This is a genomic window from Centipeda flueggei ATCC 43531 (assembly GCF_000160695.1).
Lineage (GTDB): Bacteria > Bacillota > Negativicutes > Selenomonadales > Selenomonadaceae > Centipeda > Centipeda flueggei.
Window position 1 is genome coordinate 178,706 of sequence record NZ_GG694007.1, and the last position, 14,879, is coordinate 193,584.

The following is a 14,879-nucleotide window of genomic DNA, read 5'->3' on the forward strand; positions in this document are numbered from 1 at the left end:
TCCTGCTCTCAGCCGCGAATCAGCAGCACCGACACATCGTTCACATTCGTCCCTGTCGGCCCCGTCACAATCAGCCCGCCCACGTCGTTCAGTGCGGGATAGGCATCGTTCTCCGCGAGCGCCTCCGCCGCACTCCGCCGCTCCTGTGCGAGTGCCGCCGCCGTGCCGCCGTCCACGTAGCCGCCCGCCGCATCCGTCGGGCCGTCCGTCCCGTCACTGCCGACACTGAACACGGCAACATTCGGGATGCCGGCAATGCCGTCCGCCGCCGCGAGTGCGATCTCCTGGTTGCGTCCGCCGCGCCCTCTGCCCTTCAGCTGCACCACCGTCTCACCGCCCGCGATATAGGCAAACGAGCCCGCGTGGGCGTGCGTGCGCGCAATCGCCGCGAGGAAGCGCCCCGCCTCGCGTGCCTCACAGTCAAGCTGATCGGTCAGGAGGACGGGCGTATAGCCGCGCCTCTGTGCCGCCTCGGCCGCCGCCGCACACAGCTCACGCACGCTGCCCGTGATGTGTGTCGTCACATTCGGCAGTTCCGCCGGCAGCGCTGCATCAAGCAGCTTTGTCGCGGCAGGGGATAAGCGAATGCTATACTTTTTCATGACAGCGTGTGCATCCTTCGCTGTCGATGTATCGGGATACGCGGGTCCCGATGCGATCATATCGAGCGGATCGCCGAGAATATCGCTCAGCACAATCGTAAAGACCTGTGCGGGCGCACAGTGCTCTGCAAACCGCCCGCCCTTCACGGCACTCATCCGCTTGCGCAGCGTATTCACCGCGACGATGTCCGCCCCCGAGGCGAGCAGCTGCTCCGTCAGATCCGTCAGTTCCGCGGGCGGGATCAGCGGCTTTTCAAAGAGCGCACTCCCGCCGCCCGAGAGGAGAAAGAGCACCGTATCCTCCGCCGCAAGATCTGTCGTCAGATCCAGTGCCTCCTGCGTCGCCGCAAACGAATTCGCGTCCGGCACGGGATGTCCCGCCTCACGGCAGGAAATATTCGGTATATCACCCTTTATATGTCCATACTTTGTAATGACAATGCCGCGGTCAATGCGGCTGCCGAGCTCATCCGATGCCGCACGCGCCATCTGCCACGCCGCCTTGCCGACCGCGACCAGCACAATGCGCCCCGTGCCGAATGTATGCCCGCGCAGCGCCTTCTCCACCGCCGCATCCGGCAAAATCGCCGCCAATGATTCCTGTATGATGCCATCCGCATCGCTGCGCAGATTCATAATCATCGCTCCTTTTCTTCTTTCTTCCTATTATACCACACGATTCAAGAGGCGTCTTTTCCTCTTGTCAATCTGTATGTCACCTGTTATAATAGACATAGAAAGAACGTCCCTAGCGGCATCTTTCCAGAGTCAAGTGTTATATTCATAGAGAATAACCGCTCGACCGGTCAAAGCTGGGCGGTTATTTCTTTTGGGTTATTGCAAGTAAATACCCGGTTGCCACGACAAGCAATACAATCGCGTCAAATTCGGTCATACTCACGCACCCCCTTTCGGGGGAAAGAAGCCGCCGCGAGATCTCTCCCGCCCAAGGACGTTCCACATCCAATATAGTGAACGCCCACACGAAAAGTCAAACGTATTATCGAAAAGCCTGTTTGGAGCACATTCCTCCAAACAGGCTTTTATAATCAGAACACTCTCAGTTCACAACGTTCTCGGGCTTCCCCTCGATAAACGACCTCACATTATCCGCCGTCGTCTTCATGATGCGCTCACGCGCCTCCTTCGTCGCCCATGAGATATGCGGTGTAATGATGCAGTTCGGCGCATGGAGGAGCGGGTTGTCCGCCTTGATCGGCTCGGTCGATACCACATCGAGCGCAGCACACGCAACCTTGCCGCTCGCGAGCGCCGCGGCGAGATCCGCCTCCACCACGAGAGGACCGCGGCTGTTGTTGATGAGAATGACACCATCCTTCATCTTCGCGATATTCGCCGCGTTGATGATCCCCTCCGTCGCAGGGAAGAGTGGGCAGTGGAGAAAGATAAAGTCCGACTGTGCGAGGAGTTCATCGAGACTGACGTATTCGGCAACTGCACGCCCTGCGTCCGACTCGTGTGCATCACTCGCGATCACGCGTACATTGAGTGCACGCAGCACCTTCGCTGTATTGACTCCAATACGCCCAAGTCCGATGATCCCCGCCGTCTTTCCGCTGACCTCGATCATCGGATGGTGCCAATAGCACCAGTCGGGATTCGATGCCCATTCACCCGCATGGACAGAGCGGTCATGATCACCGATGTGCGAGCACGCCTCAAGCAGAAGCCCGATCGCGAACTGACTGACATTGTCCGTGCCATACACAGGCACATTCATGACAGGGATATTCTTCGTGCGCGCGTATTCGTAGTCCACAACATTGTAGCCCGTCGCAAGGACCGCAATTGCCTTCAGATTCGGACACTTGTCCATTGTCGCCTTCGAGATCGGGGTCTTGTTGATAACGATGACCTCCGCATCGCCGATGCGCTCCGCGATCAGCGGCGACTCCTCGTATGCCGTGCGGTCATAAACCGTCACCGCGCCAAGCGCCTCCAGCGGCGCCCAGCTGATATCCCCCGGATTCTCCGTATATCCATCGAGTACAACAATCTTCATCGTATTTCCTCCTTTTTAATGTACGTCCTTGTCCCTGTGAGAAAATTCTATCACGGGGCAAAGGAGATGTCAAAACGTCATTTGGGAAATCAAAGCCGTCCCTAGTGGAACATCCACTGCACCGGTAGCATGACCGCATCCTCAAATACGATGAAGGCAACGATCATGACAACGCTGATGACAAGCCACGGTATGGACGCCGTAACAATCTTTTCGATTGGCAGTCCTGACACCTCCGCCGCCGCATACAGACAGACGCCGACGGGCGGTGTAATCAGTCCGAATGCGAGTGCAATAACGAGGATGACGACAAAGAACAACGGGTCGACACCGACGCTGATGACCGCCGGCAGGAGAATCGGAACGAGGATATAGATCGCCGCCGTCGCGTCCATGAACATGCCGACCATGATGAGGAAAGCAAAGATGATCAGCATGACGATAACGGGATCGCTCGAGAGCGCCGCGAGTCCTCCCGCAATCTTTGCAGGCAGACCGTCCAGCTCGAAGAGCATGGCCGCCGGTTTTGCGGTGATGGCAACGAACAGAATCGTACCAGTCGAGCGTGCCGTCCGCGCGATGATGCCGGGGAGCTGCGACCATTTCAAACTCCGATAGACGAACATGGAGATGATGATCGTATATGTCGCGGCGATGCCTGCCGCCTCGGTCGGTGTATAGAGCCCTGTCATCATGCCGCCGAGGAGGATGATCGGGATCAGCAGCGCCGGCAGCGCGGAGAGGAAGGTGCTCCCGAGCACCTTCAGGCTGAACGGTGCACGGTCGCCGATGTTGTGCTTCTTGCAGAAATAGTAGTTGTAGAGCATGAAGATCACGCCCATGAAAATGCCGGGAACAAGCCCCGCCATCAGCGCCTGCCCGATGGAGATATTCGCAACGGACGCTGCGATGATCATGAGGATACTCGGGGGGATGACCGTCGCGAGCATGGATGAGGTCAGGTTGATCGCAACGGCGTAGTCGCGCGGGTAGCCCTTCTTTGACAGGGAGTTGATGCTCATCCGCCCGATGCTCGCGATCTCGGCAACGCTCGAGCCGGACATGCCCGCAAAGATCAGACCGGTCATAATGGCGACATGACCAAGTCCGCCAAAGATCCAACCGACGCAGGCATTGGCGAAATTATAGATGCGATCCGCAACACCGCTCTCGTCCATCAGTGTACCTGTGAGGATGAAGAGCGGCACCGCCACCATGACGAAACTGTTCATCGCCGTGAACATCGACTGCACCATCATGCTAAGCGGCATCTGTGTAAAGAGAAGCACCGATGTAATGCAGGCGACGCCCAGTGCCACGGCGATGGGTACGCCCACGAACATAAGCGCAACAAAAATACCGAGAAGTGCCAGACTCATTTCCCTTCACCCCGCCCCTCTATGTCCACCTTGGAACGATACTCCAAAACACTCTGCACGACGCCGAGCATCCCGAGGATGCCCGCGACCGGGAGACAGATACCGATGACCGACATCGGAATCAGTATCGCGGCCCCCATCTCGTTCATGCGCATCTGCATGAAGAAGATCTGCCCGCCGTAATAGAGGATGAACCCGAAGATAAAGAAGTTGACAACGATATAAATACAGGAGCACAGCTTGCGGAAGATCTGTGGGAATAGACTCACAAAGAAGGTCACACGCGGCGACTCCACCTTGCTGAAGCCCGACGCGAGAGCGACCCACATCATCCAGAGGAACAGATAGCGCGTCCCCTCCTCCGTCCACGGCATCGGTGTGCCTACCGTTCGACCCACGATTTGGATGATAACAACGATGAGGATCCCGGTCAGGGAGAGCCCGGCAATGACATTCTCGAGCGTGTTGATCGCATCGAACAGGTCGCTGAACTTCGTCCGCGTTCTCTCTTGCGTCATGGAAAATCACTCCTTTTTAGACGATAAGGGCAGAGCCTTGCAGACTCCGCCCTTATCCTGCTGCATACTGCGGGATGGTTCAGCTTTTCCCAACAAATTTCGTCGTTGCGTCAAAGAGCGCATCGTCCTTGACCAAGCTCTTGAATGTCCCGTAGAGCCCCTTGGAGAGTTCCACGAACTTCGCCTTGTTCTCCGGGGTGATCTCGTTCATCGTCATCCCCTTGTCTTGGAGCTCCTGCAGAGCCTTCTTGTCTGCCTCTTTGTCATAGTCCAGCTTCCACTGCTGCATCTCCTGTCCGACCTTTTCCAGAACCTGCTTCTGCTCATCCGACAGGGAGGCGAACTTGCTCTTGTTCATGCCGACCAGCCATGCATCCGCCATATGGTTCGACATGGAGATGTATTTCTGCACCTCATAGAACTTCGCGCTGAGCGGTACGTCCACAGGGTTCTCCTGTCCGTCAAGCGTGCCAAGCTGCAGAGCGTTGTAGACCTCGCTGAAGGACATCGGCGTGCAGCTCGCGCCCGCTTTGGAGAAGTATTCAACCCAGAGTGGATTGTTCGGCACGCGCAGGACGATGCCGGACAGATCCTCGGGGGCATTCACAGGGTGCTTCGAGTTTGTGATCTGACGGAAGCTCCGCGTCCATGTGCCGAGGGTCTTGATCTCGAGCCCGTCGACGCTGTTCATGAGCTTTTTGCCTGTCTCGCTGTTCAGATAGTCCGTAAACTGCTTTTCATCGTCAAACATATAGGGCACGGAGATCACGTTGAACCCGGGGTTGAAGTTCGCATAGAGGGAGCTGGAAAGAACGAGAATGTCCAGACCGCCCGCGCTCAACTGCTTGATCCCCGCAGCGGAGTCGCCGCCGTACAGTGAGCCGTTATAGTATACCTTGATGTCAATCGAGCCCTTTGACTCCTCTTTGACGCGCTTGGCATACTCTGCCGCCGCCATGCCGACCGAGGACGTCTCCGGATCCGGCACGGACAGCGTGAGACTCACCTGACTCGTATCACCGGAACCACCGCCGCAGCCGGTCAGCATCGCCGCACTGAGCGCAGCCGTCATGAACAGTGCACCTGCCTTCTTAAATCGTCCGAGAGCTTTGAATCCATCGAAAATTTTCATTTTATTTACTCTCCTTATACAACACATGACCTTATTGACACCGACTGCGTCCAGCCGGAAGGAGTCTATGGCATCCGCTCTTCCCCACCGTCGACAGCCGCCCTCATATGTCAAGGCACAATGCAGATCTTGAGCCCCTCACCACTCTTTGAAACCTCATATGCCTTGTCAAATTCCTCGATGTGGAATCTGTGCGTGACGAGCTTCTCCAACTCAATGCGCCTGCTACGCACGAGTTCCGCCGCCTCCATATAGTCCTGACGCGTATAGGCGGTCGAGCCGGTCACATGTATCTCGCTGTAGTGGATCAGATTCGGATCGATCGTGCAGGTGCTCTTCTCCGGGAATCCCGCAAAAAGGGATACGCTCCCGTTGCGCTTTGCAAGTCGGAACGCCTCGTTGACGAGTGCCGGCACCCCAATCGCTAGGATCACGACATCTGCACCGAGACCGTTCGACGCCTCCATCACGACGGAGTGCAGATCCTCCTCCATCGGATTGACGACGATGTCCGCGCCGAGCTCCTCTGCCTTCCCACGACGGAACGCGTTCGGCTCGCTGACGATCACCGTCCGTGCGCCCGCGATTTTCGCGAGTGCGAGGTGCATCAGCCCGATTGGCCCCGCACCCTCGACGAGGACAACATCGTTCACCTTGACCCCCATCGTTTTCTGCCCGTGCAGACAACAGGACAGCGGCTCGATAAGTGCACCCTCGGCGAACGATACATCGTCCGGCAGCGGCACGACATTCCCGCTCGCAATACAGATCTCCGGAATGCGCACGTACTCGGCAAAGCCGCCGTCGAACTCATATGCGATCGCCTTGCGGTTCATGCAGGCATTCTCGTGCCCGGTCAGGCACATCGCACAGTGATGGCACGGAATCACGTTTGCCACGGCGACCTTCTGTCCCGGCGCGAAGCCCTCGACATGCGCCCCGACCTTTTCGATGACACCGCAGATCTCATGCCCGATGGTCGACGGATAACGCACACCGCGCGTTTTCTTGCCTGTCAGGATGCGCATATCCGTTCCGCAGATCGCCGTTGTTTTCATCCGCAGCAGAATCTCATCCTCCGAGATCTCAGGGACAGGTATGTTCTCCACCGTAAAATCATTCGGCCCCAGTAATCTGACTGCCTTCATAAAGTTACCTCCAAATTCACCAGGGCAGGTCTGTCTCAGAACTTGTTTTCCGATGTGGCATCCCTCGTCTTGGTGATTTTTACATTGTACTTCTTGTAGTCGTCCGACACCGCCAGCGCCAACACCGCATCCATGACCACCAACTCGGCAATCCGTGCACTCGTGGACTCGGACTTGAAGAGCGTCTCCTTGCTCCCGACTGGGATGACGAGGTCAGCAATGCGTCCGATCGGCGACTTTGCCTGCGTCGTGAGCAGGATCACATAGGCGCCGTTCTTCCTCGCCATCTTCAGGCAGTGAAAAACGCTCTTCGTACTGCCCGTATGCGAGATCCCAATCGCGACATCGCCCTTTTTGAGCAGGGAGGCAGACATCGCCTGAATATCCGCATCGAGCAGAACCGTGCAGCGAATCCCCACCTTGAGAAATTTGTGGCGGATGTCCTGCGCCACGACCGAGCTGCCGCCGCTACCGAAGACCTCGATGTAATCCGCCTCGCGGATGCGCTGTGCCATTGTCTGCAGATGTTCGACGTTGAGCATCTCGAGTGTCTCATGTAGTGTCGCGATCTCGGTGTTGAAAATTTTCTGGCAGATCGTCAGCGCCGTATCGTGCTGCTCAAGCGCGACGTTGAGCTGCTTGTAGTGCGGAACCACCTCGCGTGCCAGTCGAATCTTGAAATTCTGATACCCCTTGCAGCCGAAGAGCTTGCAAAACCGGACAATGGAGGCATCGGACGTCCCGATGCGCTCTGCCAGCTCCGTGATCGTCGCATCCACAACCCGGTTAGGATGCTCCAAAATATACTCTGCAATCTTCTTCTCGGACTTTGTCAGCGTCCCAAGTTTATCCTCAATCAACTGCAGAAACACAGTGTTTGCCATGCTGCACGCTCCAATCTATGATTTCATGCGATACCTCGATTTCCTAGCATAACACAGGATCGCTCGGAACGCACGAATTATCATAGAGAGGAGTGCTCATGCACCTTATTTCTTTGCGCTGTCGCTCTCCAGATCGCGCAGCATCTCCATCGCCTGCGCCACTGTCGCATTCTCGTGGATGATACTGCCGAGTGCCTTGATCAGCGAAGTCACGTCAGAGTAGCTCCACACAAATCGACCGAAGACAACGCCGCCCACATTCGCCCGATGAATGGCATCATAGGTCATACTCATGTAGTCCTCGATGGTCTTGCAGGAGTCTCCGCCCTGAATGGCAACGCGCGCCGGGCACGCCTCTACGACGCGCGCCATCGTCTTTGGATCGCCCGTGTATGTCGTCTTGATGATATCCACGCCGAGCTCCGCACCGGCACGAACAGAATATGCGATGTTCTCCCACTTCGTCTGATCGACCTTCGCTACAGACTCGCCCTTCGGATACATATGACCGATGAGAGGCATTCCGTAGGACATGCACTGCTTCGAGAGGCGCCCGATATCCGCAAGCTGCGCCGCCTGATGGTCGCCGAGCATCATGGCACCCACCGAAACGCCATCCGCGCCCATGCGAACGCCTTCCTCTGCGTCGCCAAAAAGCACATCACTTGTCGGCTGAACGGGAGAGTAGCTCGAACATTTCAGCAGCAATGACACCTTGCCGGCATGCTGCGGCCAGCAGAGCTCTGCAATGCCCTTTGTCATTGTAATCGCATTCGGTCCGCCTGCAACGATCTTGTCGATGGTCTCCTGAATGGGGATGAGCCCCTCCAGAATCCCGCGTGAGATCGAGTGATCAACCGTGATCGCCATCATCTTGTTGCTCTTCGGATTGACCAGTCGGCTCATGCGAACGGCTTTGCCCAACATTGCCATCGTTCATACCCCTTTCCGCAAATTCACTACACATAATTCAATATATCTTTGAAGTTTTTCTACAATTTGGAGTATATCATATGTGTAATTTATTTTCAAGATATATTTATTTAGTTTGTAGATTTTTTTCTTAATATGGAAAGATGATGCATTGGGTCGACCAGCGCAGGGTAGAGCTCCTCGTAGATCTCCTGATATCCGTCATAGAACTGAACCGTCTCCGCATCGGGCTCGACGTAGCTCCGATAGTTCTCAATGACGGGGACATCCCACAAGTCGTGGAACACTCCTGCCGCCATCCCGCCCATCATCGCCGCACCGAATGCAGCCGCGTTGCTCGTCTCCACGGTACGCATCGTGACATTCTGCATGTTCGCGCGAATGTGGATGGAGAGATCGCTGCGCGTCGCTCCGCCGATACAGATGACATGCGGCGGGAACACGTTCCACCGCGTCGTTCCGATACGGTAGATCTGCGCCATCGCATGACCAAGCCCCTCATAGACGGCACGCGCAAGATCTGCCTTGCTCGTTCCCGCCGTGAGTCCGAAGAACAGACCAAGCGCCTGTGCGTCAAAGATCGGGCTGCGCTCCCCGCAGAGATACGGTACATAGAGAACACCATTCGCGCCGGGCGGCGCGGTGCACGCCAACTCCTCCAGTTCCCTCTCACCGCTCAGCTCCGGCGCAAACTCCCGCAGGAACCACCGGATGCTCCCGCCCGCCATGCTCATCGCGCCGTTCGCCAGCCATACGCCCGGGATCACGTGACTGCGGTTCATAAAGGCGGGGCTGAAGTCCGGACGATCCAGACAGAACACGGCGACCTCGGACGTGCCCATGCTTTGGAACACATCGCCGTGCCTGCGAACACCAAGCGCAAAGCTCGATGCCGCCGTATCCGCAGAGCCGATCGCCACCGGAAGCCCCGCCGGCAGATTCAGGCTGCGGGCAACATCCTCCGTAAGACCGCCAAGCGGCTCCATGCACGCCGCAATCTCCGGCAGATATGCCTCATCAATGCCATATAGATCGAGGAACTCACGCTCCCAGCGAGCCGCCGTTTCAACACGCACCATTCCGCTGTAGGAGGCGACCGTCGGATCGACGGCGAGCCTCCCCGTGAACTTCCCCCCGAGGTAGCTGTTCAGGAAGCCGATCTTGTACGTTTCCTTCCACAACTCAGGTTCGTGCGCACGCACCCACTGCACCGTCGCGGCAACGCAGGTGGACGGGCTTGGGTTGTTGCCGACGCGGCCAAAATATGCCTCTGCGCCGCCGAATCGTGCAACAGCCTCTGTCACCTCGCCCTTACTGCGGTTGTCAAAGTACGCAATCCCCGGACGCAGCGCCTCCAGATCCCGCCGAAAGAACACGAGCGTCGGTGACGCAACGCTCAGCCCGATTCCCTTGATCGCATCCTCATAGCCCTTCACGAGCTCCCGCAGATGCTGCACGATGTTCCGGAACAACTCTTCCAGAGGGATCTCTGCCTGATCTGCAACAGGATATGTGATCCGCATTTGAAACGAACTCTCGCGGACGAGCTGTCCCTCTACATCAAACAGGCTGACCTTCGTACTGCTGCTGCCGGTGTCAATGCCAATCATCAGCGCTTTCTTCATGCCGCATCCTCTCCTTGTTGTTTTCACAGTCTTCTATATGCACAGTGTAACATCTATGTATATTTTTTTCAATATTTATATCATTATAAAGAAAATTTTCTTCATTTTTATATGCACGGACCGCTCATCCAAACGCCAAGGGGCTGCTGAACGAAGTCTTCCAACTTCGTTCAGCAGCCCCTTGGCTATGCAGTTTACATTCCTCTACTCAATATGCAGCGATTCTTTCCGCATCGGCGGCGGGAATGCACGGTCAATCTTCGCACAGTCCTCCGCCGTGAGATCAAACGCATCCGCGCCCGCGTTGCTGACAGCATGCTCCTTGCAGCCCGTGCGCGGAATGACGATTGTGTTGCCGTCGCGGATTGCCCATGCAAGTGCGATCTGTGCCGGAGTCGCTCCGTGCCGTGCGGCGACCTCTCTGAGCACGCCGTTCCCAAGAAGATCGCAGGAGAGCTGTCCCGCCTGTGCGAGGGGGGCAGTATGCCATGAGAGCAACATTGTGCTCCCGCATCCACGGCAGAAGACTGTAGTCAATGCGCGTGAGCCCATGTGGTAGAGCACCTGATTCACCGCGCAGTTCCTGCCGCCATCCACCGCCCACAGTTCCTCCATGTCCGCCGTGTCGAGGTTCGACACTCCCCACGCGCGGATCTTGCCTGCGGCACGTGCCTCCTCCATCGCCGTGACCATCTCCGCAAGCGGCCGTTCCCCGCGCCAATGATAGAGATAGAGGTCGAGGTAGTCCGTCCCGAGATGAGAGAGGCTGCGGTCGAGCGACTGCATGAGCCGCGTGCCGTATGCGTTCGACGGCATGACCTTCAACACGAGGAAGATGCTGCTGCGGTCATACGGGCGGATCGCCTCGCCCACGAGCCGCTCGGAGCGCCCGTCGCCATAGTTCTCTGCCGTGTCAAGAAGGGTCATCCCCGCCTCGATCCCTGCGCGCAGCGCCTCCACCTCGCGCTCATAGATCGCAGCCGCGTCCCCGAGGTACCACGTTCCCTGCCCGAGCGCGGGGACAGATGCCCCGCGTGACAGCGTGACCATGTTTTCATATCATCACGCTCCTTACCTATTTGTAGAATACATGACCTTTAGGCAAATACCATTATCTTGGTATTCTTTCATTTACAATTCTACACGGATATTTTGCATGGTGAAACCCTTTGCACGATTTTCTTTTTCAAAGATGCGTAAGAAAAGGACTTTTGACAACGGTTCAATAAATCTCTATAATCGTGCAGGAAGCATCCCATAATATAGCCAGCGGGGGAGGAGCAGCATGACGCGCGAACCACCAAAACACGGCGAGATCTGGCGCCACTTCAAAGGGAAGCTCTACCGCATTGAGACTGTGGCTGAGCACACGGAAACGGGCGAAATGCTCGTCATCTATCAGGCACTCTACGGGACATACGGCATCTACGCGCGCCCACTCGCGATGTTCCTGAGCGAGGTGGACCGCATGAAATACCCCGGTGCCGCACAGAGGTATCGGTTTGAGCGAATCAATACGGCGCACGATACATAACGCCGTGTGTATTTTACCCGCGCCCGACAGCAGGTATGCGCCACTTTATCGCGAATTACACCAAATCATACAGATACGAGCATGACAGGAATCATGCCAAGGAAGAACTGAACTGATTGAGAATGGAGAAAAATCTATGGATCAGGCAACACTGACGCTCATCGTCCTCGCCGCTGCGGCGGTGCTCTTTGCGACCGAGGTCATTCCGCTCGCCGTCACAGCGATGAGTGCGGCAATCGTCCTCGGGCTCCTCGGTGTGCTGACGCCGACACAAGTCTTTGCCGGGCTGTCGAACCCCACCGTCGTCCTCTTTGCGGGCATGTTCATCATCGGCGCAGCGATGTTCCAGACGGGACTCGCACAGCAGATCGGCATCGCCGTCGTCAGGCGCTCAGGCACAAACGAGCGCGCGCTGATGGCCGCCCTCATGCTCATCACAATCATCCTCTCGTCGGTCTCCTCGAACACGGCGACCGTTGCGTGTCTGATGCCCGTCGTCATCCAGATCTGCCGCACGGCACAGATCCCCGTCTCGCCCCAGCTTATGGCGCTCGCCATCGCCGCGAATGTCGGCGGCACGATCACGATGATCGGCACACCGCCGAACATCCTCATGAGTGCGACCCTTGAGACGGCGCATCTGCGCCCCTTTGGCTTCTTTGAATTCGCATGGATCGGCATCCCGCTCTCCCTTATGGGCATGATCTACATGCTCACGATCGGCCGCCATCTCTGTCCGCGTCACCTCGCACTGGAGAGTGCCTCCGAGGAGTCGGAGGCGGAGAAAAGCGATCCGCGCAAAATGGTCATCTGCGCCGTCATCCTCATCGCCGTCGTCCTCGCCATGGTGCTCGAAAAGAGCATCGGCGTCGCCATGGAGACCATCGCCATCATCGGCGCACTCGCCTGTGTCCTGACGGGCTGCCTGACAGAAAAGCAAGCGTATCGCGGCATCGACTGGACAACGATCTTCCTCTTTGCAGGGATGCTCCCGCTCGCCAATGCCATGGAGAGCAGCGGTGCGGGGCAGCTCATCGCGAATGTTGTCGTCGGGCTCATGGGCGATGCCCCCTCGCCGATGCTCATCATCACGGCGATGTTCATCCTCTCGTGCGGGCTGACCCAGTTCATGTCCAACACGGCGGCGGCGGCACTCCTCGCCCCCATCGCCATCTCCATCGCGCAGACCATCGGCGCGGAGCCGTACCCAATCGTTATGGCCATCGGCATCGCCGCCTCCTGCGCGTTCACCACACCGGTCGCGACCCCGCCGAACACGCTCGTCCTTGCTGCAGGACAGTTCCGCTTCATGGACTACGTTAAAATCGGCCTCCCGCTCGTCCTCCTCTCCCTCATCGTCTGCGTCCTCATCATCCCCCTCGTCTGGCCGTTCTGACACGCCAAAATTGCATAGAAAAAGCTGCAGCACAAGATATTATAGTGACCCCCAAAAGTTAGATTCCTCAAGTCTAACTTTTGGGGGTCAGATCGCGTCCAGCCCGATTTTTTATACTCGTAATAGACAGTCTTGCGCTGCACTCCCGCAAGGTGTTCCCGAACATAGTCCAGTTTTCCCTGGAAATACTTGATAAAACCGTCCGTCTCCTTGCCAAAAATCGTGCCTGCCAGCCGATAGAGTGCCTCAAACTTATCCGTAGGGAAACATGAACAGCGCTGCTTTCTTCCTATAATATTCAGAAACGTCAAAAATGGATGACCAGACGAAAATATTGTGGTATACTGTGAGCAAAGCAAAGTGCCGACCGTGTTCTTTCGTTGTCGATTTTTAAGGAGAATTGCCCATGAAACGCGAAGAAGTCGCCCACCATCTCGAAACCTTTGACCCCGAGATCTACAACCTTTTGGAGGAAGAGCGCCAGCGTCAGCGCTACACACTCTCGCTGATGCCGAACATGAACGCCATGTCGCCGTTCGCGAAGTACCTTGAGGGCAGTATTCTGACCAACAGCTTCTTTGACCGCAGCGACGAGACACCGACCGGCGGTCTCCATCTCGACGCGATCGTACGGGAACGTGCGAAGCAGCTCTTTCACAGCGACCATGCCATCGTCCGTCTCGGCAACATCGTCGCCGCCTCGCGCGTCGTCTTTCAGGCACTGCTTGCAGAGGGCGACATGGTGCTCTCGCTCAATCTGCGCAAAAAGGATCACGTCGCAGGGCTCTCCTACCGGTTTGAAAACTACGGCATCGAGCCGGGCACGCAGGAGATCGACTGGGGTGCCGTACGGGAACAGGCAGAGCGCGTAAAGCCGCGCCTCATCATCTTCTCCCCGGTCAGCTTCCCGCGGACAATCGACTATCAGATTCTTTATGAGATCGCACAGACCGTCGATGCGTACCTCTGGGTCGACATCAGCCAGAGCGTCGGGCTGGTCGCGTCAAAGCTCGTCCCTTCCCCCGTCCCGCTCGCCGATGTCGTCACCTTCTCCACGCGCGACTCCCTGCGCGGCCCCGACGGCGCCATCGTCCTTACGAAGACAGACCTCGCCGCACGTATGGATGCCGCCGTCATCAACACGGGGCATGAAGCGCTGCACATGAACCACCTTGCCGCACTCGGCGTCGTCCTGCGCGAGGCGGGCAGTGAGCGCTACGCCAGCTACGCTGCACAGGTCGTGCAGAACGCTCAGGTGCTCGCGCGCACCCTCGCCGACCACGGTGCGTCCGTCCTCTGCGGCGGCACGGATACCCACCTTGTCCTTGCCTCCGCTGCCGCCGGCATCGACATCAATGCAGCAGTGAAAGCAATCTCTCAGATGGGCATGCGTGTCAAGCTCGACACCGTCCCCACCATGAACTCCGGGCTCTTCCTGCACGCCCTGCGCCTCTCGACCTCGAATCCGACAACACGCGGCCTGCTCGAGGAAGATATCGCCTACATCGGCTCTCTGCTTGCAAAGCCGCTCACCACGGTTCTCACCTCCGAACAGATCGAGGCAACGCGCAAGGAAATCGTTGCCCTCGTCAAGGATGCCCCCCTCTTCGACGACGAGTGGATGGGGGATTCTGAGAACTGACCCGCGACCCACACCATACGAAAACGCGCCCCTCGGTGCATGGACGGAGGGGCGCGTTTTCGT

13 protein-coding genes are annotated in these 14,879 nt (G+C 57.3%); 3 read left to right on the forward strand and 10 right to left on the reverse strand.

The window, feature by feature from the left end; genetic code table 11:
* Positions 1-8: 8 nt before the first annotated feature.
* The 10 genes from HMPREF0908_RS06420 to HMPREF0908_RS06465 all read right to left on the reverse strand — a co-directional run bounded on the left by HMPREF0908_RS06420 (position 9) and on the right by HMPREF0908_RS06465 (position 11,294).
* A complete protein-coding gene (locus HMPREF0908_RS06420) occupies positions 9-1,244 on the reverse strand; it encodes a glycerate kinase type-2 family protein (RefSeq protein WP_006690647.1) in 1,236 nt (411 codons plus the stop codon).
* A gap of 418 nt (positions 1,245-1,662) precedes the next feature.
* Positions 1,663-2,625 carry a D-2-hydroxyacid dehydrogenase gene (locus HMPREF0908_RS06425; RefSeq protein WP_006690648.1) on the reverse strand — a complete coding sequence of 321 codons (963 nt, stop codon included), beginning with the start codon at positions 2,623-2,625 and terminating at the stop codon, positions 1,663-1,665.
* Positions 2,626-2,726: 101 nt separating this feature from the next.
* The gene (locus tag HMPREF0908_RS06430; protein ID WP_006690649.1) at positions 2,727-4,004 is read right to left on the reverse strand and encodes a TRAP transporter large permease; all 1,278 of its coding nucleotides are present in this window, start codon (positions 4,002-4,004) and stop codon (positions 2,727-2,729) included.
* Positions 4,001-4,522: a TRAP transporter small permease gene (locus tag HMPREF0908_RS06435; RefSeq protein WP_006690650.1), complete on the reverse strand. Its 522-nt coding sequence runs from the start codon at positions 4,520-4,522 to the stop codon at positions 4,001-4,003. Before HMPREF0908_RS06435 ends, HMPREF0908_RS06430 begins: the two co-directional genes overlap by 4 nt.
* A 79-nt stretch (positions 4,523-4,601) precedes the next feature.
* The gene (locus tag HMPREF0908_RS06440) at positions 4,602-5,654 is read right to left on the reverse strand and encodes a DctP family TRAP transporter solute-binding subunit (protein WP_006690651.1); all 1,053 of its coding nucleotides are present in this window, start codon (positions 5,652-5,654) and stop codon (positions 4,602-4,604) included.
* 110 nt (positions 5,655-5,764) lie between these two features.
* Positions 5,765-6,802, reverse strand: coding sequence for a zinc-dependent dehydrogenase (locus tag HMPREF0908_RS06445; RefSeq protein WP_006690652.1), 1,038 nt, complete (start codon positions 6,800-6,802; stop codon positions 5,765-5,767).
* 35 nt (positions 6,803-6,837) lie between these two features.
* The gene (locus HMPREF0908_RS06450) at positions 6,838-7,686 is read right to left on the reverse strand and encodes a MurR/RpiR family transcriptional regulator (RefSeq protein WP_006690653.1); all 849 of its coding nucleotides are present in this window, start codon (positions 7,684-7,686) and stop codon (positions 6,838-6,840) included.
* A 105-nt stretch (positions 7,687-7,791) separates the two neighbouring features.
* Positions 7,792-8,619, reverse strand: a complete 828-nt coding sequence (locus tag HMPREF0908_RS06455) for a class I fructose-bisphosphate aldolase (RefSeq protein WP_006690654.1) — start codon at positions 8,617-8,619, stop codon at positions 7,792-7,794.
* A gap of 110 nt (positions 8,620-8,729) precedes the next feature.
* The gene (locus HMPREF0908_RS06460; protein ID WP_006690655.1) at positions 8,730-10,244 is read right to left on the reverse strand and encodes a xylulokinase; all 1,515 of its coding nucleotides are present in this window, start codon (positions 10,242-10,244) and stop codon (positions 8,730-8,732) included.
* Positions 10,245-10,448: 204 nt separating this feature from the next.
* A complete protein-coding gene (locus HMPREF0908_RS06465; RefSeq protein WP_006690656.1) occupies positions 10,449-11,294 on the reverse strand; it encodes an aldo/keto reductase in 846 nt (281 codons plus the stop codon).
* A 235-nt stretch (positions 11,295-11,529) separates the two neighbouring features.
* Here HMPREF0908_RS06465 and HMPREF0908_RS06470 point away from each other — a divergent pair, with 235 nt between their 5' ends.
* The 3 genes from HMPREF0908_RS06470 (at position 11,530) to HMPREF0908_RS06480 (ending at position 14,816) form a co-directional block, all read left to right on the forward strand.
* The gene (locus HMPREF0908_RS06470) at positions 11,530-11,778 is read left to right on the forward strand and encodes a DUF1653 domain-containing protein (protein ID WP_006690657.1); all 249 of its coding nucleotides are present in this window, start codon (positions 11,530-11,532) and stop codon (positions 11,776-11,778) included.
* A gap of 136 nt (positions 11,779-11,914) precedes the next feature.
* On the forward strand, positions 11,915-13,174 hold the full coding sequence (locus HMPREF0908_RS06475; protein ID WP_006690658.1) for an SLC13 family permease: 1,260 nt from the start codon (positions 11,915-11,917) through the stop codon (positions 13,172-13,174).
* Positions 13,175-13,580: 406 nt separating this feature from the next.
* Positions 13,581-14,816: a PLP-dependent aminotransferase family protein gene (locus tag HMPREF0908_RS06480; protein ID WP_006690659.1), complete on the forward strand. Its 1,236-nt coding sequence runs from the start codon at positions 13,581-13,583 to the stop codon at positions 14,814-14,816.
* Positions 14,817-14,879: the final 63 nt, after the last annotated feature.

Excerpts from the sequence above, each read along its gene's own strand:
- HMPREF0908_RS06420 (WP_006690647.1), bottom strand. The coding sequence starts at position 1,244 with ATGATTATGAATCTGCGCAGCGATGCGGATGGCATCATACAGGAATCA.
- HMPREF0908_RS06425 (WP_006690648.1), bottom strand. The coding sequence starts at position 2,625 with ATGAAGATTGTTGTACTCGATGGATATACGGAGAATCCGGGGGATATC.
- HMPREF0908_RS06430 (WP_006690649.1), bottom strand. The coding sequence starts at position 4,004 with ATGAGTCTGGCACTTCTCGGTATTTTTGTTGCGCTTATGTTCGTGGGC.
- HMPREF0908_RS06435 (WP_006690650.1), bottom strand. The coding sequence starts at position 4,522 with ATGACGCAAGAGAGAACGCGGACGAAGTTCAGCGACCTGTTCGATGCG.
- HMPREF0908_RS06440 (WP_006690651.1), bottom strand. The coding sequence starts at position 5,654 with ATGAAAATTTTCGATGGATTCAAAGCTCTCGGACGATTTAAGAAGGCA.
- HMPREF0908_RS06445 (WP_006690652.1), bottom strand. The coding sequence starts at position 6,802 with ATGAAGGCAGTCAGATTACTGGGGCCGAATGATTTTACGGTGGAGAAC.
- HMPREF0908_RS06450 (WP_006690653.1), bottom strand. The coding sequence starts at position 7,686 with ATGGCAAACACTGTGTTTCTGCAGTTGATTGAGGATAAACTTGGGACG.
- HMPREF0908_RS06455 (WP_006690654.1), bottom strand. The coding sequence starts at position 8,619 with ATGGCAATGTTGGGCAAAGCCGTTCGCATGAGCCGACTGGTCAATCCG.
- HMPREF0908_RS06460 (WP_006690655.1), bottom strand. The coding sequence starts at position 10,244 with ATGAAGAAAGCGCTGATGATTGGCATTGACACCGGCAGCAGCAGTACG.
- HMPREF0908_RS06465 (WP_006690656.1), bottom strand. The coding sequence starts at position 11,294 with ATGGTCACGCTGTCACGCGGGGCATCTGTCCCCGCGCTCGGGCAGGGA.
- HMPREF0908_RS06470 (WP_006690657.1), top strand. The coding sequence starts at position 11,530 with ATGACGCGCGAACCACCAAAACACGGCGAGATCTGGCGCCACTTCAAA.
- HMPREF0908_RS06475 (WP_006690658.1), top strand. The coding sequence starts at position 11,915 with ATGGATCAGGCAACACTGACGCTCATCGTCCTCGCCGCTGCGGCGGTG.
- HMPREF0908_RS06480 (WP_006690659.1), top strand. The coding sequence starts at position 13,581 with ATGAAACGCGAAGAAGTCGCCCACCATCTCGAAACCTTTGACCCCGAG.